The organism is Cupriavidus sp. F041 (assembly GCF_057814235.1).
The window spans coordinates 205,881-223,609 of record NZ_JBVASY010000004.1 but is presented as its reverse complement, the minus strand read 5'-3'; the positions used below and the strand labels follow the sequence as shown (position 1 = coordinate 223,609).

Annotated in this window: 22 protein-coding genes and 3 pseudogenes; 11 read left to right on the top strand and 14 right to left on the bottom strand. The window is 61.7% G+C overall.

Annotation, left to right across the window (positions count from 1 at the left end):
* The first annotated feature begins 50 nt into the window (after positions 1-50).
* Positions 51-1,790 (top strand): IS1634 family transposase, encoded by a 1,740-nt coding sequence (locus ACZY0R_RS42270; protein ID WP_488857696.1) that lies wholly within the window; start codon positions 51-53, stop codon positions 1,788-1,790.
* A gap of 171 nt (positions 1,791-1,961) precedes the next feature.
* Here ACZY0R_RS42270 and ACZY0R_RS42265 read toward each other — a convergent pair.
* Positions 1,962-2,460: pseudogene (locus ACZY0R_RS42265) on the bottom strand (IS66 family transposase); the annotation flags it as partial.
* Between the two features lie 94 nt (positions 2,461-2,554).
* Here ACZY0R_RS42265 and tnpA (ACZY0R_RS42260) point away from each other — a divergent pair.
* From tnpA (ACZY0R_RS42260) to tnpC (ACZY0R_RS42250), 3 genes are read left to right on the top strand one after another with little or no spacing between them, the layout of a single operon-like run.
* The gene (tnpA, locus tag ACZY0R_RS42260; protein WP_488865250.1) at positions 2,555-3,031 is read left to right on the top strand and encodes an IS66-like element accessory protein TnpA; all 477 of its coding nucleotides are present in this window, start codon (positions 2,555-2,557) and stop codon (positions 3,029-3,031) included.
* Positions 3,031-3,384: an IS66 family insertion sequence element accessory protein TnpB gene (gene tnpB, locus ACZY0R_RS42255; RefSeq protein WP_376990061.1), complete on the top strand. Its 354-nt coding sequence runs from the start codon at positions 3,031-3,033 to the stop codon at positions 3,382-3,384. Before tnpA (ACZY0R_RS42260) ends, tnpB (ACZY0R_RS42255) begins: the two co-directional genes overlap by 1 nt.
* A gap of 57 nt (positions 3,385-3,441) precedes the next feature.
* The gene (gene tnpC / locus ACZY0R_RS42250) at positions 3,442-5,049 is read left to right on the top strand and encodes an IS66 family transposase (protein WP_488865252.1); all 1,608 of its coding nucleotides are present in this window, start codon (positions 3,442-3,444) and stop codon (positions 5,047-5,049) included.
* Between the two features lie 81 nt (positions 5,050-5,130).
* Here tnpC (ACZY0R_RS42250) and ACZY0R_RS42245 read toward each other — a convergent pair whose 3' ends face one another.
* The 4 genes and pseudogenes from ACZY0R_RS42245 to tnpA (ACZY0R_RS42230) all read right to left on the bottom strand — a co-directional run bounded on the left by ACZY0R_RS42245 (position 5,131) and on the right by tnpA (ACZY0R_RS42230) (position 7,435).
* Positions 5,131-5,391 (bottom strand): hypothetical protein, encoded by a 261-nt coding sequence (locus ACZY0R_RS42245; protein ID WP_488865254.1) that lies wholly within the window; start codon positions 5,389-5,391, stop codon positions 5,131-5,133.
* 95 nt (positions 5,392-5,486) lie between these two features.
* Positions 5,487-6,515: pseudogene (tnpC, locus tag ACZY0R_RS42240) on the bottom strand (IS66 family transposase); the annotation flags it as partial.
* A gap of 239 nt (positions 6,516-6,754) precedes the next feature.
* Positions 6,755-7,093 (bottom strand): IS66 family insertion sequence element accessory protein TnpB, encoded by a 339-nt coding sequence (tnpB, locus tag ACZY0R_RS42235; protein WP_488867642.1) that lies wholly within the window; start codon positions 7,091-7,093, stop codon positions 6,755-6,757.
* An 18-nt stretch (positions 7,094-7,111) separates the two neighbouring features.
* Positions 7,112-7,435, bottom strand: coding sequence for an IS66 family insertion sequence element accessory protein TnpA (gene tnpA, locus ACZY0R_RS42230; protein ID WP_488867640.1), 324 nt, complete (start codon positions 7,433-7,435; stop codon positions 7,112-7,114).
* A gap of 329 nt (positions 7,436-7,764) precedes the next feature.
* Between tnpA (ACZY0R_RS42230) and ACZY0R_RS42225 the strand changes: the two genes are divergently transcribed.
* Positions 7,765-8,790, top strand: a complete 1,026-nt coding sequence (locus ACZY0R_RS42225; protein ID WP_488861174.1) for an IS1595 family transposase — start codon at positions 7,765-7,767, stop codon at positions 8,788-8,790.
* Positions 8,791-8,850: 60 nt separating this feature from the next.
* Here the strand turns inward: ACZY0R_RS42225 and ACZY0R_RS42220 are convergent, their stop codons facing one another.
* The 7 genes from ACZY0R_RS42220 to ACZY0R_RS42190 all read right to left on the bottom strand — a co-directional run bounded on the left by ACZY0R_RS42220 (position 8,851) and on the right by ACZY0R_RS42190 (position 11,390).
* On the bottom strand, positions 8,851-9,477 hold the full coding sequence (locus tag ACZY0R_RS42220) for a PIN domain-containing protein (RefSeq protein ID WP_488867638.1): 627 nt from the start codon (positions 9,475-9,477) through the stop codon (positions 8,851-8,853).
* A gap of 16 nt (positions 9,478-9,493) precedes the next feature.
* On the bottom strand, positions 9,494-9,685 hold the full coding sequence (locus ACZY0R_RS42215; RefSeq protein ID WP_488867636.1) for a hypothetical protein: 192 nt from the start codon (positions 9,683-9,685) through the stop codon (positions 9,494-9,496).
* Positions 9,686-9,691: 6 nt separating this feature from the next.
* A complete protein-coding gene (locus ACZY0R_RS42210; RefSeq protein ID WP_488867634.1) occupies positions 9,692-10,264 on the bottom strand; it encodes a DUF4337 domain-containing protein in 573 nt (190 codons plus the stop codon).
* A 12-nt stretch (positions 10,265-10,276) separates the two neighbouring features.
* Entirely contained in the window at positions 10,277-10,453 is a 177-nt protein-coding gene (locus ACZY0R_RS42205; RefSeq protein WP_488867632.1) for a hypothetical protein, read from the bottom strand.
* Positions 10,454-10,460: 7 nt separating this feature from the next.
* Positions 10,461-10,739 carry a hypothetical protein gene (locus tag ACZY0R_RS42200; RefSeq protein ID WP_488867630.1) on the bottom strand — a complete coding sequence of 93 codons (279 nt, stop codon included), beginning with the start codon at positions 10,737-10,739 and terminating at the stop codon, positions 10,461-10,463.
* Positions 10,740-10,824: 85 nt separating this feature from the next.
* On the bottom strand, positions 10,825-11,196 hold the full coding sequence (locus ACZY0R_RS42195; protein ID WP_455289285.1) for a type II toxin-antitoxin system VapC family toxin: 372 nt from the start codon (positions 11,194-11,196) through the stop codon (positions 10,825-10,827).
* Positions 11,193-11,390, bottom strand: a complete 198-nt coding sequence (locus ACZY0R_RS42190) for a type II toxin-antitoxin system VapB family antitoxin (protein ID WP_006159576.1) — start codon at positions 11,388-11,390, stop codon at positions 11,193-11,195. The genes ACZY0R_RS42195 and ACZY0R_RS42190 overlap by 4 nt, the downstream gene beginning before the upstream one ends.
* A 334-nt stretch (positions 11,391-11,724) precedes the next feature.
* Here ACZY0R_RS42190 and ACZY0R_RS42185 point away from each other — a divergent pair.
* Both ACZY0R_RS42185 and ACZY0R_RS42180 read left to right on the top strand, forming a co-directional pair.
* Positions 11,725-11,820: pseudogene (locus ACZY0R_RS42185) on the top strand (hypothetical protein); the annotation flags it as partial.
* An 82-nt stretch (positions 11,821-11,902) separates the two neighbouring features.
* Positions 11,903-12,334 (top strand): IS1096 element passenger TnpR family protein, encoded by a 432-nt coding sequence (locus ACZY0R_RS42180; RefSeq protein WP_488867813.1) that lies wholly within the window; start codon positions 11,903-11,905, stop codon positions 12,332-12,334.
* Between the two features lie 334 nt (positions 12,335-12,668).
* Here the strand turns inward: ACZY0R_RS42180 and ACZY0R_RS42175 are convergent, their stop codons facing one another.
* A complete protein-coding gene (locus tag ACZY0R_RS42175) occupies positions 12,669-13,400 on the bottom strand; it encodes a GntR family transcriptional regulator (RefSeq protein WP_488867627.1) in 732 nt (243 codons plus the stop codon).
* 90 nt (positions 13,401-13,490) lie between these two features.
* Between ACZY0R_RS42175 and ACZY0R_RS42170 the strand changes: the two genes are divergently transcribed.
* The 3 genes from ACZY0R_RS42170 to ACZY0R_RS42160 all read left to right on the top strand — a co-directional run bounded on the left by ACZY0R_RS42170 (position 13,491) and on the right by ACZY0R_RS42160 (position 16,386).
* Entirely contained in the window at positions 13,491-14,243 is a 753-nt protein-coding gene (locus ACZY0R_RS42170; RefSeq protein ID WP_488867625.1) for an SDR family NAD(P)-dependent oxidoreductase, read from the top strand.
* A 15-nt stretch (positions 14,244-14,258) separates the two neighbouring features.
* Positions 14,259-15,455 carry an acyl-CoA dehydrogenase family protein gene (locus ACZY0R_RS42165; protein ID WP_488867623.1) on the top strand — a complete coding sequence of 399 codons (1,197 nt, stop codon included), beginning with the start codon at positions 14,259-14,261 and terminating at the stop codon, positions 15,453-15,455.
* A gap of 73 nt (positions 15,456-15,528) precedes the next feature.
* Positions 15,529-16,386, top strand: coding sequence for a phosphotransferase family protein (locus tag ACZY0R_RS42160; RefSeq protein WP_488867621.1), 858 nt, complete (start codon positions 15,529-15,531; stop codon positions 16,384-16,386).
* Here ACZY0R_RS42160 and ACZY0R_RS42155 read toward each other — a convergent pair.
* Positions 16,352-16,657: a putative quinol monooxygenase gene (locus tag ACZY0R_RS42155; protein ID WP_488867619.1), complete on the bottom strand. Its 306-nt coding sequence runs from the start codon at positions 16,655-16,657 to the stop codon at positions 16,352-16,354. The two genes, ACZY0R_RS42160 and ACZY0R_RS42155, sit on opposite strands and share 35 nt — an antisense overlap.
* A gap of 94 nt (positions 16,658-16,751) precedes the next feature.
* On the opposite strand from ACZY0R_RS42155, the gene ACZY0R_RS42150 reads away from it, so the two are divergent.
* Positions 16,752-17,723 (top strand): GlxA family transcriptional regulator, encoded by a 972-nt coding sequence (locus ACZY0R_RS42150; protein WP_488867811.1) that lies wholly within the window; start codon positions 16,752-16,754, stop codon positions 17,721-17,723.
* Positions 17,724-17,729: the final 6 nt, after the last annotated feature.

Below are 17,729 nucleotides of genomic sequence, written 5' to 3'. Positions count from 1 at the left end.
TACATTACATTAGCCTTGTTTTTTGCTGAATATGTCCAATAATGGTGTTCATGTATATCGAACACGTCCCCAACCGCAATTCCCCGCCGGCGATCCTGCTGCGCGAGTCCTATCGCGAAGGCAACAAGGTCAAGAAACGCACCCTGGCGAATTTGTCCGCACTTCCGCCCGAGGTGATCGAGGGCTTGAAGGTCTTGCTGCGCGGCGGGGCGGCCGTGGCCTCGGCCGATGAGGCCCTGGTGATCGAGCGCAGTCTGCCGCACGGCCATGTGGCCGCCGCGCTCGGTACGGCCCGCGCCTGTGGCGCGCAACACTGGTTCGCGGCGGCGCCGGGCCGCGTGCCATCCCTGGTCATGGCGCTGCTGGTGGCACGCCTGATTTCGCCCGCCTCCAAGCTGGCCACGCACCGCATGCTGCAGCAAGAGACCGCGGCCCATTCGCTGTCGCGCATGCTCGGCATCGGCGATGTGGAGCCCGAGGAGTTGTACGCCGCGCTGGACTGGCTGGGAGAGGCCCAGGAAGCCATCGAGAAGCGCCTGGCGAAGCAGCATCTGGCTGGTGGCACCCTGGTGCTCTATGACCTCACTTCCACCTGGCTGACCGGGCGCTGCTGCGACCTGGCGGCCTACGGCTACAGCCGCGATGGCAAGCGTCACGAGCCGCAGATCGTGTTCGGTCTGGTCTGTACGCCGCAAGGGTGTCCGGTGGCGGTCGAAGTCTTCGCCGGCAACACTGCCGATCCGAGCACGGTGGCGTCTCAGGTGGAGAAGCTCAAAGACCGTTTCGGCATCGAGAAGCTCGCCTGGGTAGGGGACCGGGGGATGCTGACGCAAGCCCGTATCGACACGCTGTTGCGCCCGGCAGGACTGGACTGGGTGAGTAGCCTGCGCGCCCCGCAGGTAGCTGAACTCGCCCGCGAACAAGGCCCCTTTCAGCCCTCGCTGTTCGATGAACGCAACCTCATCGAACTCACCAGCGAAACGTTTCCTGGCGAGCGACTGGTGGTGTGCCGCAATCCGCTGCTGGCCGACGAACGGGCCAGGAAACGCGAGGCGCTGTTGCAGGCCACCGAACAGGAGCTCAACAAGATTGCCGAGGCCACCACGCGCGCGCGCAACCGGCTCAAGGGCACGGAGGCGATTGCCCTGCGCGTGGGCCGGGTCATCGAGCGCTTCAAGATGGCCAAGCACTTCGAGCTGACCATCACCGACACCAGCTTTGCCTGGGCGCGCAAGACGCTACAGATCGAGCAAGAGGCGGCACTCGATGGCCTGTATGTGGTGCGCACGAGTTTGCCGGCGGCGCAACTGTCAGCCGAGGCGGCCGTGTCGGCCTACAAGGGCTTGGCGGCGGTCGAGCGAGCGTTTCGTTCGCTCAAGACCATGGACTTGCACGTGCGCCCCGTGTTCCATTGGAATGCCGAGCGCGTGCGTGCTCATGTCTTTCTGTGCATGCTGGCCTACTACGTCGAATGGCACATGCGCGAAAAATTGAAGCCGATGCTGTTTGACGATGAATACATCGAGCTAGCGCGCGCTTCCCGTGCCTCGCCCGTGGCCAAGGCACGGCGTTCGGAACAGGCGAAAGCCAAGGACGCCACCAAGCGCACCGAGGATGATCTGCCCGTCCACAGCTTGCGCACGTTGCTCGGTGATCTGGCCACGCTCACCTACAACATCTGCCACACGCCGCTGAATCCGGAGGCCAAGATCATCATGACCACGCGGCCAACGCCCCTTCAGGACCGCGCCTTCCGCCTCCTGGGCATCAGCCCGGCAGCCCTGCCGTAGCACCTGTACCCAGTCAGCCCTCGCTACGCACTCGCATAACCGCGTGAAATCAACACCTTACGTTGGCCTGAACTCAAAGTTAGGGCTAGCGCTTCGCTGTTACCGGGTAACGAGAGGCTCTCTCTCAGTGTGATGGAGTCCCCGACTTGGCGGCAACGATCGACCCGCCGCTCAGGTAGGGTGCGGCGGCGCGGTTTGCTGCCGTGCGAAGTTGAACGGCAACAGGTCGCTGATGTCAGCGTTCGGCGCGCGCTGTGGCAGCTCTGTGAGCACGTGGAGCAGATAAGCATACGGCTCGACGTCACAGGCGCGGCACGTAAGCATCAGGCTGTAGATCATGGCGCTCGCCTTCGCTCCAGCGACGGTGTCTGCAAAGAGCCATGCCTTTCGCCCTGTGCAGAATGGGCGGATGTCACGCTCGACCGGGTTATGCCGACACCCGGATTATGCCGCTAGCGGCATGAACCCAGTTATTGTCGATCGGCAAATCCCCACGCTCGGTATAGCGCACCAGGCGCGACCAGTAGGTGTTCAGGTACCCCAGGGCCTTGCCCAGCGCGGTCTGCGGTGGGACCGCGGGCAGTGCCGCGTCGAGCCAGCTACGCAATTCGGCCAGCACCGGCAGGCTTTGCTGCTGACGGGCCTGCAGACGTTCCGCGTCGCTCGCCTGCCGGAACTCCGTAAGCGCGAAATTAAGCGCACCTAGCTTTTGCGGCTGAGAGTGGGCAGGCTTGCGTCCGCAACCACTATTTGCGGACGCAAGCATGATCGAAGCCGAATGTGAAGTTCCGCCGCTGAGGGTGATCCGGGTTCGCTCCAACGGAAAGCGAGACTTTGACCCGGGGGATAAGCGCCAACTGGTCGAGACGTGTCTGCGGCCAGGGGTATCGGTAGCGGGGATGGCGCTCAAGGTCGGCATCAATACGAACCAGTTGCGCAAGTGGATTCGGCTGCACCAATTGGCAACAGAAGCCGCGGCGGCCGGTAGTGCGGAACCTGTACTGCCAGCGTTCGTACCGGTCGTTGAGGTTAGCGGCGTAACGCGCGTTTCGGAATCGCCGGTGGCGCTGGAATGTTTGCCGGCCGAGGCGCCTGCTTCGCCCCAACCATCGCTGCGTCCATCTCTGCCACTCGCGGTACTCACGGCGCGGATGCCCAACGGCGTGACGGTGGAACTCCAATGCGGCGAGCAGGACGTCACGCTCGTGAAGGCGATGATCGAAGCGCTGGGGGCGCGTTGATGTTCCGGCTCGACGCTGACCTGCAGGTCTATCTGCACCGCAATGCGGTGGACTTCCGCCTCGGGATCAATGGGTTGGTTGCCCTGGTCGAGCAGTCGATGCAGCTTGATCCGTTTGCCCGCGCCGTCTACGCCTTTCATAACCGTCGGCGCAACCGCATCAAGCTGTTACTGTGGGACCGAAACGGCTTCTGGATGCTTTTGAAGCGATTGGAGGAAGACCGTTTTGTGTGGCCGCGGCGTGAGCACGCGGTGATCGAGCTCACGACCGAGCAGTTGCACTGGCTACTGGACGGTATCGACGTGGACGCCGTGAAGCGGCACCCGTCGCGCAAATATCAGCACACGGCTTGATGGTCGTTCGGTGTGACGTATACCAGATTGGGCGGAGGCTGCACTATCGTGTTCAGCATGAACGAACACGACCTCTCCCAATTGCCGCCGGCCGCCCAGGCCTATATCCGCGAACTTGAAGCGCGGGCTGCTGCCAACGTTCAGCACATCGCCGAGCTGAACGAGCGCATCAAGCTCCTTGAGGAACAGTTCCGCCTCGCGCAGTCCAAACGCTTCGCACCAAGCAGCGAGAAGCTCAAGGACCGTGTGTTCGATGAAGCCGAACAAATGGCCGCTGCGGAGCCGGCCGACGACGATGAGGATGACGCGCTCGCGCCGCCGGACACGGGGCTGCCAGAGCCTGATAAGCCCGCAGGCCGCAAACGTGGCCGCAAGCCGCTGCCGGCGGAGTTGCCGCGCCAACGTATCGAGTACGACCTGACCGAAGACGAGAAGATCTGCCCGTGCTGCCAGGGCGCAATGCACCGCTTGGGCGAGGAAGTCAGCGAGCAGTTGCACATCGAAGCAAAGGTCTCCGTACTGCAGCACGTCCGCTTCAAATACGCGTGCCGGCACTGCGAGCGCAATGCCGAACGCACGCCGGTGGTGACCGCGCCGATGCCAGCGCAACCACTGCCGGGCAGCAACGCAAGCCCAGCGATGCTGGCGACGGTGACCACCGCCAAGTACGTGGATGGAACGCCGCTGTACCGCATGGAAGACGCGCTGGGTCGCGCCGGCATTGCAGTTGGCCGTGGCACGCTGGCCAACTGGATCATCCGGCCCGCGCAACTGCACTACAGCCGACTGTACCAGGCGCTGCGCCGCACGCTGCTGACGCAGCCACTAATCCATGGCGACGAGACGACGGTACAGGTGCTCAAGGAGGAAGGCAAAGCCGCGCAGAGCAAATCGTACATGTGGGTCTACCGCAGCGCGGAGGACTGCGAGCATCCCGTGGTGCTGTTTGACTACCAGCCGGGGCGCGGGCAGGAGTATCCGCAGGCGTTTCTCGCAGGCTACGAGGGCATGCTTATGACCGACGGCTACAGTGCCTGGCGTACCCTCGAAGGCGTCACGCACTTCGGTTGTCTTGCGCATTCCAGACGGATGTTCGTTGATGCGCAAAAGGGGCAGAAGAAGCCCAGCGCGCGAGTGCTAAAAGCGCTCGAGTACTTCAAAGCCCTGTATCAGGTCGAGACGCTCGCCAAGGAAGAGCTGCCCGAAGGCGAAACGCGCGTCAACTACACGTACCGGCTGCGTCAACAGCACAGTGTGCCGCTGCTGGAAGCCCTCAAGGCATGGCTGGACCAGCAGGCACCGCTGGTACTGCCGGAGAGCCTGCTGGGCAAGGCCATCGCCTACGCGCGCAACCAGTGGGAATACCTGAGCCGATACGTTATCGATGGGCGTGCGCCCATCGATAACAACCCGGTCGAGCGTGACATCCGCCCATTCTGCACAGGGCGAAAGGCATGGCTCTTTGCAGACACCGTCGCTGGAGCGAAGGCGAGCGCCATGATCTACAGCCTGATGCTTACGTGCCGCGCCTGTGACGTCGAGCCGTATGCTTATCTGCTCCACGTGCTCACAGAGCTGCCACAGCGCGCGCCGAACGCTGACATCAGCGACCTGTTGCCGTTCAACTTTGCACGGCAGCAAACCGCGCCGCCGCACCCTACCTGAGCAGCGGGTCGATCGTTGCCCCCAAGTCGGGAACTCCATCACACTGAGAGAAGCCTCTCGTTACCCGGTAACAGCGAGGCGCTAGCGGGGGACGTTGAAATAGCGATCCCACCGCTCCGAATCCGGATTGAGCCTGCGCACGATCGCGTCGTCCGCTCGCGCGATCAGCCGCTCCAGCATCTGACGCTTCGTTACCGCGTAACGGTGCGCCAGCCGTGCAAGAGCAAGGTCGGCTTCCGTACTGACCCACATGTCCAGCCGCCGCTCTCCGTTGCCGTCCTTGCCCGCCGTCGCGCGCCTTGCCCGATAGGCGGCCTGCCGCTGTGCTGTCGTCTGCGCCATCCTGCTCTCCTCATGATCGTTACCCGGTAACACCCCGTGCGGCAACGTTACCCGGTAACAACTGGAATCCTCAAGGTGTGCTGGATTTAGCGCTTACGGAACTCCCGCTCGATGCCGTAGAGTCTGCCGATGAACTCGATGGCCTGGTCGGCGCGGCCTCGCTTGCCTTTGGGCTGCACGCGCGTGGCCTCGACAAAATACCGGCGCGCATGGGCGAGACAAGCAAGATGCTCGATCCCGTCCTGCTGAGCGAGCGCGTTGTACCCGTCGTAGCCATCGGTCATCAGATAGCCCTGGTAGCCCTCAAGCAGACGCACCGGCACCTTGCCGGAGCGACTCGGGTCGTAGTCGTAGAGCACCACCGGGTGTTCCGGTGGGCCGCCGGTCTGTACCCACATATAGCTTTGCGAGGTCGGCTTCTTGCCCGGCTCCTTGAGCACCTGCACCACCGTTTCATCGACGTGGATCACCGCTGCTTCGAGCAGGGTATCGCGCATCAGGTTGTGCAGCGGCTGCAAGACGCCTGCTGCGCCGATGACCCAGCGGGCCAGTGTCTGTCGCGGTACCGTGACCCCGGCGCGCGCCAGGACGTGTTCAAAGCGCGCCAGCGGCAGGCCATCGGCGTACTTCACGGTCAGCAGCATCGCCAGCAGATCGCTACTGGCGTTGCTCTTGGGCAGCGGCTGCGGCGGCAGCGCCGCCGTCACCGGTGCGTGTTCGCTACCAGGGCAGCCATAGCGCTTGCGGATATGGCGCAGCACCCGCACCTGCATCGGCACGAGGTCGAGTTGCTCGCTGACATCCTCGCCAATCTCCACCATCGGGGTGCCGCACGGGCAGGTGCGTTCGGCCTCGGGCACATCGTGCACCACGTCCACGCGCGGCAACCCGACCGGCAGCGGTGCCCGCTTGCCACGGGCAGGCTTGCCGCGATCCGCTGTGCTCCCTGATGGGAGCGTGTCCGCCGCGGAATCGGGGATGGGGGCGGTGTCCTGAGCCGGGGAGCTGGCGGCGGCCAGCGCCTCGGCCTCATCGAACAGGCGGGCCTGCGCTGGCAACTGCTCTGTGCTCGCCCCGAAGTGCCGGTGACGATATAGCACGATCTGCTCGTACAGGTAATTGATGTGGCGCATCGCCTGCGCGAGCGCCTGTTCCTGCGTCTGCCGGATCGCTTGCTGATGTGCCGCCTGCTGCGTGCGCAGCAGTGCCTTGAGCGCGTCCACATCGTCGGGCAGAACGCTGGGCAGGGTCGCGACCGCGACGTCGGAATAATCGAATTCGACGTGGACAGGTAGCGGTTTGGCGGCGGCAACGGGCATGCCACATTTTACCGTGAAGCCACGGCAAAATGACCGCAAAACCCCTATGAAACCGCCTCAAAATGCAAAGTCTGATGCGGTCGGTTGGTCCACAGATCGAAGCCTTCGAGCAGCCATTCGAACTCCTGCAGCGTCACCGTCTGCGTTGCAGCAGAGCCCTCGAGCGGCCAGGCAAACTTATCTTTCTCCAAGCGCTTGTACCAAAGGCAAAAGCCGTTGCGATGCCAGTACAGCGCCTTGATCTTGTCGCGCTGGCGATTGATGAAAACGTACAGCGTTCGCGCGAACGGGTTCATCTCCAGTTCCTGCTCGATCAGTACGCTCAGCCCCCCCAATTGACTTGCGAAAGTCCACGGGCGTGCGGCACAGATACACCGCGTCAATCTGGCTGCCCGGATGCATTACGCCATTCCCTGCATGGCACGCCCCAGTACCGCCAGCCAGGTCGGCTCGGGCAGCGCCGCCAGCTCCAGCCGCACGCCGGGCGCCAACACCAGCGTGCAACTGTTGTTGCCTGCCGGTGCAGCGACACGCAACGCGACAAAAGCGCTCGCCGATGCCGCAACCTCATCCACCGCCGATACTGCCTCCGTCTTCAGCTTGCTGCGCCAGTAATATAGGCTGTGCAGGGCCAGCCCTTCACGCTTGGCATAGGCGCTGATCGGCATCGACTCACGCTGTATCGACTCCAGGTGCGCCGCCCAGAACTCCTTCCCTTGTTCCATCCTCGATCCTTGTTCGTTTCGGAATCGGTAGCATGATCGGGAGCTTCCAGTCTGGTAAGGCTGGGTTTTATGGAGCGCTTACGGTGGTGCGCAAGGGCTGAGTTCCGATGTGCTGCTCGACGCGCTAGGCACCTTTTTGGCGAAGTGGCTTCTCCCGACGGATTTTCCGCCCTGCTTGGGCGTAGCCGAGGAGCCTTCCGCTGCGCAGCCCGCTGGTAAGGCCTTGCCGGCAAGTGAGGGGCTCGCATTGAACGAAGCGTGCTTATCCGGTTGTCTCCCAAGCCCTCTACCGATAGTATGTTGGGCATCTGTGCCAACCCGGGGCAGCCATGGTTATTGATGTGCTTGACCGAGGCGATCTGCCGTTTCCGGGCTCGCTGCCGGAGTTTCAGCGGATGTTTCCAGACGAAGCGGCATGCATGGCCTACCTTGAGCGCGCTCGATGGAGCGATGGGTTCATTTGTGACCACTGTGGCTTGCTTGGTGAGCCGTACCGCTTTGCCAATCGCCCCGGCGTTTTCCGTTGTCGCCATTGCACACGCGACACGAGCCTCACTGCTGGCACCGTCATGGAGCGCACGCACACACCGCTGTCGGTTTGGTTCTGGGCGGCGTATCTGGTCGCCAGTCAGACGCCTGGCATGTCGGCAGTTCAGTTCCAGCGCCAACTCGGCCTGTCGCGTTACGAGACCGCCTTCCAGATACTCCACAAGTTGCGCGCCGGCATGGTGCGCCCCGACCAGGATCGGATTGGTGGCAAGCCTGAGGAACACGTCGAGGCCGATGAGGCCTACGTCGGTGGGCGTACTCGCGGCAAAGGCAGGGGCGTGCACCACATGGTTCTTGTGGCCGGCGCTGTCGAGGTTCGGCAACGCAAGCTTTCCGGCAGCCGCAACAAACGCAAGAGCGGACGGTATGCCGGACGAGTTCGGCTCGCTCTGGTTCCTGACCGAAGTGCCCGGTCGCTGGGCGGATTCATCGAGCGTACCGTTGCACCCGGGGCAACCATCATCACCGACGACTGGGGCGGTTATGCCAAGCTGGGCGAGCGCGGCTATGGCCATATCGCCATCGCGCAGCGCGGTGACATGCAAGTGGCCGAAACCTTCCTGCCGATCATTCACCTTGTGTTCTCCAATCTCAAGACCTGGCTGCGCGGTATTCATCACGGTGTCAGCCCGCAGCACCTACAAGCCTATCTCAACGAATTCACCTTCCGCTTCAACCGCCGTTTCTATCCCTTCAACGCGTTTCGCTCCCTGCTCGGCATCGCTGGTGACGTCACCGCGCCGACCTATGCCGAGCTCTATGGAAAAAAATCGCTACCCACTACATCTAGTAGGTTTGGGAGCTAACCGGATAAGCACGGAACGAAGCATGGGTGCCCGTCTGAAAATGGCTTGGTAATTCTTTGATCAGAAATTGTACGAGAGCTTGCCCTTGGCCTCTACAATCAGCTTCGTGGCAAGCATCTCGTCAATGACACCTGAGATATCCTTGTCCTTCAGCTTCAAGTGCTCCATCGCCTTGAGATGCTTGATCAAGGTCGCGCGCTTGCCCGGCCGTGCTGTCTTTGGTGACCGGCCCAAGATCTCGCGTACCTTGATAGTCGCGGCGAAGGCCGCGCCAATATCAATGCCATCAGAGGCTTGCACGGAAACACTGTTCTTCGTCTTCGCAGGCGGTGGGACTTCCGAAAGCGATTCAATCCGCTTGCAAGGCATGCCGCCGCTGGCGATATGAACAATGAGCGGGTCGTAACCCTTGTCCTTCGACAGGACGAAAACGGGGCCGCGCTCGCCACGCTCGGCAAGTCGTCCCAGCTCGAAGGCGATGTGGAAATCCAGTGCATTGCGACCGCTGCCGCTGGCTCGGATCCATTGTGCCGGCGGCTCAAGTGCCTGGCCTGCGATCACCAGATCCAGAGAAATGGACTTTTGGCTGGCGCCGGCGAAGACAATCAGGCGGGCTCCCCCAGGCACCGCAGCCGGTGCGAGCTGCTGGATGTTCTCCATGTCGACGAGAATGATCGCGCCGGGCATCTTTCTGTCCGTTTCGTTAGCGCGGGTCACGGATCACCACAAATCCGGGATCGCAGTGATCGCGGCCGGCGTCCTTGGCTTCCCCTTCGGTGTCGAACGTGCCGGCATCGACCAAGTTAGCCGTGTAGCCAACGTCGCCATCCTTTGGGCAGAGATAGTCGTCTCCGCTGCGGACAATCCAGCCGCGCTGTTTGCTTGTCGTTTTCATCTTTTCCTAGATGTGGAGCATTGAAAGGACAGCCAGCACACCGCCAATCGCGCCTACCCCGTACGATGCCACCTGCAACCATCGGCGCCGCGTGAGCAGCGTGATTGCCGCCAAGGCTATAGAAACCTGAACTGCTACGACGGCTTGTGCCCAGCGGTGATGATGGTGGACAGCATTCTCACTGGCCTCGTCAGCGTCCCTAGCCGCCCGCTCTTGCGCCTCTGCCTTCTGCCGGATTTGCTCCTTCTCCGACCCGTAGCGCAGCGCCTCCCGATTGGCGGCGGCTTGATCCACGCCGGGCAGCTGTGCCGTCAGTTCAGCAATCGCTTGCTTCTGTCCCTTCGCTTGGTAGTAGGCCCATTGGTTGGCTGCTTCGGTCTTGTGAATAGCGGCTTCATTCTTCAGAAGCAGCGCTTCGTTTTGGGTCGCCCCGCCCTGATAGCCGAAAACCGCGCCAGCCGTCGACAGGATCGCTGTCATCACCGCAATACGACCCGAAAAACTGTCGGCATGACCGATTTCCGCCGCGTGCTCAAGCGCGTGGTCGTGGGCACCGTGTACGTGAAATCCCTCTGACATTGCTATTCCGCTTCAAAAGAGCTGCTTGACGGCCCAAACGCCCAAGATGAGCACGATGGCGATGACAATGACGCCTACCAAACCGTGACCACGCATCAGAGCGCCGACCGTGTGGTTGGTCGCGCTGCTTACCACGGCGCCGGCTACCTGGTCCACAATAGACGTATGGCTATGTGCAAGAATTTTCATGCTTTTCCTACATGAGATCGATGTTCAGTTGGAATCCAATCTTTCCAACATCAGGACCAAATGCCGGCTTGGCATACCTGTTGAGAATGGGAGCGAACATCACCCCATTCTCAGTACGCAGCTCTACCGCGCCGTGCTTCAGCAGGTATGCAAACTCGGCCGCCGAAACGACGTTCTCGTCCGTAACATATTGAACACCAGCCTTGTTCCAGCCGTTGCTAACCAACTTGGCAAGAATCGCCTTTGAGGCGGCATCAAGCGGCGCAGATGAAATCTGCAGACTCATCGTTCTTCCTTTCTAGTCGATCACTGCCGCACAGCCGTCTGCTGGGGCGCCAGCTACTCCATCACGGGGATCACTTTTCCGTTATCTAGTGCGCGAGCACCGCGCCGAGATTGAGTTCATCGGCAACTTTCTTCAATCGCTTGTCGCGCGTCCAGATGGTGATGCCTGGTTGTAGGCGCGCGGACGCCAACAGTGACGTGTCGACATATCCGATTCCACGATTGAACAAACCTTCGCGCTCGATCAGATAAAAGGTCTCCTCCGGCGTTGCAACTGGCGCGCGCGGCAGATCGAGCAACGCGCCAAGCACGACGTCACGGTCACGCAGACTACCGAGCGAAATCTCGCCTATCACATATGGATGAGCCAGCACACGCTCCTCGGCAAGCAGGCTAATCAGCATAGGATCAGAAGCGTTGATGTGGTCAATCCAGACCGACGTGTCGACAAGAATCATTCGACGTCCTGCCGGCGACGCGGCGCCCCCTTGATGCCCGGTTGACTACCGCCAAGATTCGCGAGTCGTTTCGCGGCTTCACGCTGGATCAAGGCCTTTAGTGCTTCGCGCACAAGTGCCGTTTTTTCCTCCAGGCCCGTATAGGCTTGAGCCTTGGCGATCAAGTCGTCATCAAGCGCAATAGTCGTACGCATGGGAACCTCCGTAAGTATCAGCACAAATTATAGCATCGTTTGATGCTTGTAATAGTGCATTTTGTCATCTCGTAATGAGCGCATTTTGCAGCAATATTCCGATGCAGTTGCACGCGAGAACAGCGAAAACCGGCCGCAAGCACAGACGAGATATCGCGTCCTCGGAAAAATCTGCGCCGCTTCGATTGGGGCCGGCAACCTAGCAGAAATTGCGGCTGCTTGTGGCAAGGCTGCCCAACAGCGGTGACAGGTCGAGGACGTGCTGTGCCACGAGAGCGCGCCAAAGCGGGGGCTGAAATCAGCCTTCACGCAAGAGCATAATGAGCCACCTACAATGTGCTTCGATCCTCAACCGGCGATCTCCGTCCTCCAGTTGCGAATCAGCCTGCGAGGCTTGAGCCCGCCGGTTTGGCGGCGCGTCCTCGTTCCCGAGCGCTTGACGCTCGCGCAATTGCACAATGTCATCCAGGTAGTCATGGGGGTGGATGGACGAACACCTGCACTAGTTCACCATTCGTGGCACGCGCTACGGCGAAGCCCACGAAGGCGTCCTGCAATTCTCCACGGTGGCAAACGAGCTGACGCTGGCCGCGTTTCGTCTGCGCGAACACGAAGGCTTCGTCTATGTGTACGACTTCAACGCGTGGTGGCGTCACGATGTACAAATGGAGCGGCGCATGCTGCGGCAGCGTCCTGGCCGGCTGCCACGTTGCGTGGCCGGTTGCGGGCTTTGCCTGCCAGAGGACATCGGCGGGATCGAGCGTTATCTGGAGACCAGGGACGAACGTAGTGAGTATGAGTTCCTCGATTGGCTTGAGTCGCTGCGCGAGGACCCAATCGTGCTGGACGAGTTACGCGACGAGGTCGACCAATGGCCGGTTTGGCTGGATCGGCGCTTCGACCGCCGGACCGCCAACGATCGCTTGCAAGAGATCCTGGCATAGACTGGCTGCCCGGACATGCGTGGGAGGCCGCCATGCGGATCAGTTTGCAAGTCGTTGTGGATACCGAGGGTGACACGCCAGCCACCGTGACCGAGATCGCGCGTTGGTTAACGGCACCCTGCAAAGCCTGCCTGGTAAGGGCTGGCGGGAGATTTTCAGTTTTCGGGGGATGGGCAAAAATTGCCAAATTTTAATCAAAACCGCAGCGACCGTTGGCCAGCCCTCCCCGTGCGGCTTGTCCACAGGCCGATCCCGTGGCGCAGTGGACCAATCCCGCCCGCCGCCGGCCACACCCGCAGGTCAGCCCTCAGGCCGGCGTCTGGAGCGACACAGGTTACTGGTTAGCGCGCTGGCGGCGTCCTGGAGTGGCCTTTCCTTGTGTCGACTGGTCGGCACAAATCGCGTTACGAACATTTCGGACATGCTCGCTGCCGGCCTTGTCAGCAGCATTGGCATCGCCGGCCATGACTGCCGCCGCCATGCGGCCGTAGTCGCGCAGTCGCAATTTCTGCAGCGTTGGAAGGCGGTACTGCGCATGGACAATAGGCATGTGTATGGCTGGGAAAAGCCGCCTAAGTTCGCGATTGCCACCCATATCCAGCAACGCGCGATAGAAGCGCCGGCGAGCCGCCGAGAAGGCGGTGCTGTCGCGCGCATCGTCGGCGGCCTCCAGATCTTGCATGGCCGTTTTCAAGGTGAGCACCAGGGCGGGCGCCGCGTTGCCGCGCACCGCTGTACGAGCCAGCAGGCCAGTCATGCGTTCGGCAACGTCCAGAACGTCCAGCGTGTCCTGAAGACTCAGCGACCGGATGGCCGCTCCTTTGTGTCGGAGCAGTTCGACGATGCCCTCTGCCGCCAGGCGCTGAAGTGCCTCCCGTACCGAATTGCGGCCAACGCTGAACTGGCTTGCAAGGTCGACTTCCACGAGTCGCTGACCTGGTACGAAGGTTAGCGCTTCGAGGCCTCTGAGTATGCCGAGAAAAACAAGATCGGATGCGCCGGTGCCAATGGATTCCGGGTCGGCCGCGGCGTCCGGTCCTGCTGAGAGAGGAGGGCGAAGAATCATGCACAAATTCTAACGGAAGTCTTGCAACAAGATTTCGTAGGATATAATTGTCCTACAATATGAGGTGACAACATGAATAGGAGGCAAGAAATGTTGGCAGGATCGGCGCAGCTGGCAGGCAAGCGCGCGCTTGTGACGGGCGCATCAAGCGGTTTGGGCGAGCATTTTGCTGCGCTGCTGGCCGCGCATGGGGCGGAAGTAATCATTGCTGCGCGCAGGCTGAGCGCACTGGAGGCGGTGGCCGCACGACTTAAGTCCTGTGGCGCTGTCCAATGCGTTGCATTGGACGTCACCGACGCTGTGTCCCGTGCCGCGCTGGCAGAGGCAGTAGGGCCGGTCGATATCCTGGTCAACAATGCTGGTGTCGTGCGTGAAGGCGCCGCGCTTGAGCATACCGAAAGGGACTGGGACGCCGTGGTCGATACCAATCTCAAGGGCATGTTCCTTCTCGCCCAGGCACTTGCACCTGGTATGAGGCAGCGCGGCGGCGGCAATATCATCAATGTGGCTTCTATCCTCGGGCTACGCCAGGCCGGCGGTGTGCTGTCCTATGCGGTATCCAAGGCAGGCGTGATCCAACTCACCAAGACATTAGCGCTCGAATGGGCGCGCTATGGGATCCGTGTAAACGCACTGGCGCCTGGTTATGTCGAGACCGAACTCAATCAGGCGTTCTGGCAGACCGATGCGGGCCAGGCGCTCATCAAGCGTATTCCCCAACGGCGGCTCGGCCAGTTGCAGGACCTCGATGGGCCGATGCTGCTGCTGGCGTCCGACGCATCCCGCTACATGACCGGATCTGTGGTGACCGTCGACGGCGGGCATCTCGTCAATACCCTTTAAAGGAGAGCGTTTCCTATGTTCACTCCCTGTCCTACCGAACGGAGTCGCGTCATTGCTGATCGCGTCGAGACATTCGTGCGCGAGGTCGTCACTCGCTATGAACGCGATTCTCGCAATGGCTCGCACGGCCCGTCAGCGGATCTGGTGGACGAACTGCGCGCAAAGGCCCGCGATGCAGGCATTATGACGCCCCACATCCTGCCAGACGGTAGTCACATGACGCAGTTGGAGACGGCGGCGGTGCTCAAGCGCTCAGGGCTGTCGCCGCTAGGGCCGGTGGCCGTCAATACGATGGCCCCCGACGAAGGAAACATGTTCCTGCTCGGCAAAGTTGCCACGCAGGAACAGAAACATCGCTTCCTGGAAAAACTCGTCCGCGGCGAAGCGCGCTCGGCGTTTTTCATGACCGAGCCAGCCGAAGATGGTGGCGCGGGCTCCGACCCTTCGATGCTGCAGACCACCGCCGTCGAGGAGGGCTCCGAGTGGGTCATCAATGGCCGCAAGATGTTCATTACCGGTGCAGAAGGGGCGTCTGTTGGCATCGTGATGGCGCGCACCGGAAGCGGCGAACGGGCCCAGGCCACCATGTTCCTCGTGGACCTGCCGGATCCCGCGATCCGGATCGAGCGGGTGCTAGACACCATCGATAACTCAATGCCGGGCGGCCATGCGCTCATCGTCATCGAAAACCTTCGGGTGCCGGCGAGCCAAGTGCTCGGGGCGGTCCATGAAGGCTTCCGCTATGCACAGGTGCGACTCTCACCGGCCCGTCTTTCTCATTGCATGCGCTGGCTCGGCAGCGCCACGCGCGCGCACGAGATCGCCACGGCCTACGCCACAACGCGCAAGGCCTTTGGCAAGCTGCTGGTCGATCATGAAGGCGTGGGCTTTATGCTCGCGGAGAATTTGATCGACCTGCAGCAGGCGGCGCTCATGATCGACTGGTGCGCTCGCGTGCTCGATAGCGGTTCCCAGGGCACCAGCGAGAGTTCGATGACCAAGGTGGCGGTGTCGGATGCGCTGTTTCGCGTAGCCGATCGCTGCGTCCAGGTTATGGGAGGTTCCGGCGTATTGCGCGATTCGATCGTCGAACAGGTCTTCCGCGAAGTGCGCGCGTTCCGCATCTATGATGGTCCGACGGAAGTTCACAAATGGTCGCTGGCAAAGATGATCAAGCGTAATGCGCTCGGCGGCGAGGCAAAACATGGCTAGCGGGCGTAACTTTGCCGGCACGGTACCGGTACGCGAGCAGCACCGGTTCGACCAAACTGCTTTGGAGCGCTGGATGGCACAGAACGTGGCCGGATATGCCGGGCCACTCACTGTCGACCAGTTCAAGGGCGGGCAGTCTAATCCCACATACCGCCTGCGCACACCCGGGCGCAGCTATGTGCTGCGGCGAAAGCCGCCCGGTACGTTGCCGAAAGGCGCTCATGCCATGGAGCGCGAGGCGCGGGTGATGGCGGCACTGGGACAAGAGGGTTTCCCGGTGCCTCAAATTCATGGGCTTTGTACCGACGATTCGGTGATCGGCAGCTGGTTCTTCGTCATGGACCTTGTCGATGGCCGGATATTCTGGAATGCCAGCTTTTCCGATTTGACCCGGCACGATCGCGCGGCGCATATGGACGCCATGAACGCGACGCTGGCGACGCTGGCTGCGCTGCATACGATCGATCCCGCCACGATCGGGCTCGGCGATTACGGCAAGGCTGGCGATTACGTGGCTCGCCACGTGGCCCGTTGGTCGGGCCAGTATGTAAGCGACGATCTGGCCGGCCGGCATCCGGCCATGGATCAGCTGCGGTCAGCACGAGGTTGGGCGCGGCCGCCTGGCAGTCTTGTGGCAACGCCGAGGGCTCAATTCGATTGGGTCCGATTTGCGCTGCGCGGTAATTCGACAAAATCCGCCGTCTTGTCCAAAGCCATCATCGCATCAAGCAGGGCGGGAGGCGGGCAGGTTAGCTTGCGCTTTTTCAGATCGAGCCAACCACCCGTTGAAGTCACGCGGGCTACCAGCTTGCCGTCGCGCAGGAACTCATTGCGCAGCAGCATGCGACTTCCATGGTTCAAGCCGGGAGCATCCCCTGCTCCCGGCGCTCGCTCGCTTACGCGGGCTGGTTCTTCATCCCCAGAACAGTAATCGGTTCAATTGACGGCGGGTTCGCCAGCAACTCGGCCGCCGCCGACATCAAGGCCTGGGCAATCGGGCCGTTCAGGTGTGCCTGTCGGCCAGACTCGTCGGTGAAGGCATCAAATATGCCGAAGGTTGACAGCCCCAGTTGCAAGGCAAACCAGATGGGTGTGGTGGCCTCCTTGTTTGCCATGGCGAGACCCGCCTCAAGAAAGTCTGCGACGCCCTTTTCCTTGCCGGCCTTCGCTTCCAGGCGGACGAACAGTGCAAGTTTGATCATGATGGTCTCCAGGTGAGGGGTGGAGATCGCAATTTACAAGTCGCGGCAGGCGAGGCATATTGGCGGAAATGACATCTTTGATGCTGATCCTGCCATGAATATCACGGTACTCGCCCTGGATGATGTATTCGACACCGGACTCGCGTCCATATTGGACACATTTGGGACAGCAAACGAACTGGCCCCGGCCGCGGGCATCTCAATACCGGACTTTCGCGTCAGCGTCGTCGGCATGCGTTCGCGGGTGAAGACTGCCAATGGCATGCGAGTGCCGGCTCTCGTCGCCGAGCGGGCACCCCGACCAGATTGGGTGATCGTGCCCGCGCTGGGCTACAAGATGCCCGAGACCTTGGTGCCGGCACTAGCGCGGCCGGATGTCAGGGACGGGGTTGCCTGGCTATGCGACTGCGCTAGGGCGGGTGCCCACACCGCTGCAGCCTGCATCGGCACGTTCGTGCTGGGAGAAGCCGGCCTGCTCGACGGGCGCGAGGCCACCACCACGTGGTGGCTGAGCCCCCTCTTCCGCCAGCGCTACCCGGGCGTGCACCTGTCCCCGGATCGAATTCTCGTATCCTCCGGACCGGTGCTGACTGCCGGCGCGGGATTCAGCCACGTCGATCTTGCGCTCTGGCTGCTACGGCAACGCAGCCCGGAACTGGCGGCAATTGTGGTGCGCTACCTGATCGTCGACTCGCGCACTTCGCAATCGGTCTACATGATTGCCGACCATCTTGCCCATGCGGATCCGCTGATCGAGCGGTTCGACCGCTGGGCACGCGATCACATCGACCGGGCCGTAAACCTCGATGAGGCCGCAGCCACTCTCGCGACCAGCAAGCGCACGCTGGCGCGCAGACTGCATGACGTGCTCGGCAAGACGCCAGTCGAATACATCCAGGATCTGCGCGTGGAGCGCGCGGTGTATTTGCTCAAGGCGAGCGATGAGAGCGTCGACCGCATCGCTGCGAAGGTTGGCTATGCAGATGGCGTTACCCTGCGCACCCTGCTACGCCGCCGCACTGGCAAAGGTGTGCGGGAGCTGCGTGGCATCAAGGCCCAGGGATAGCGGTAT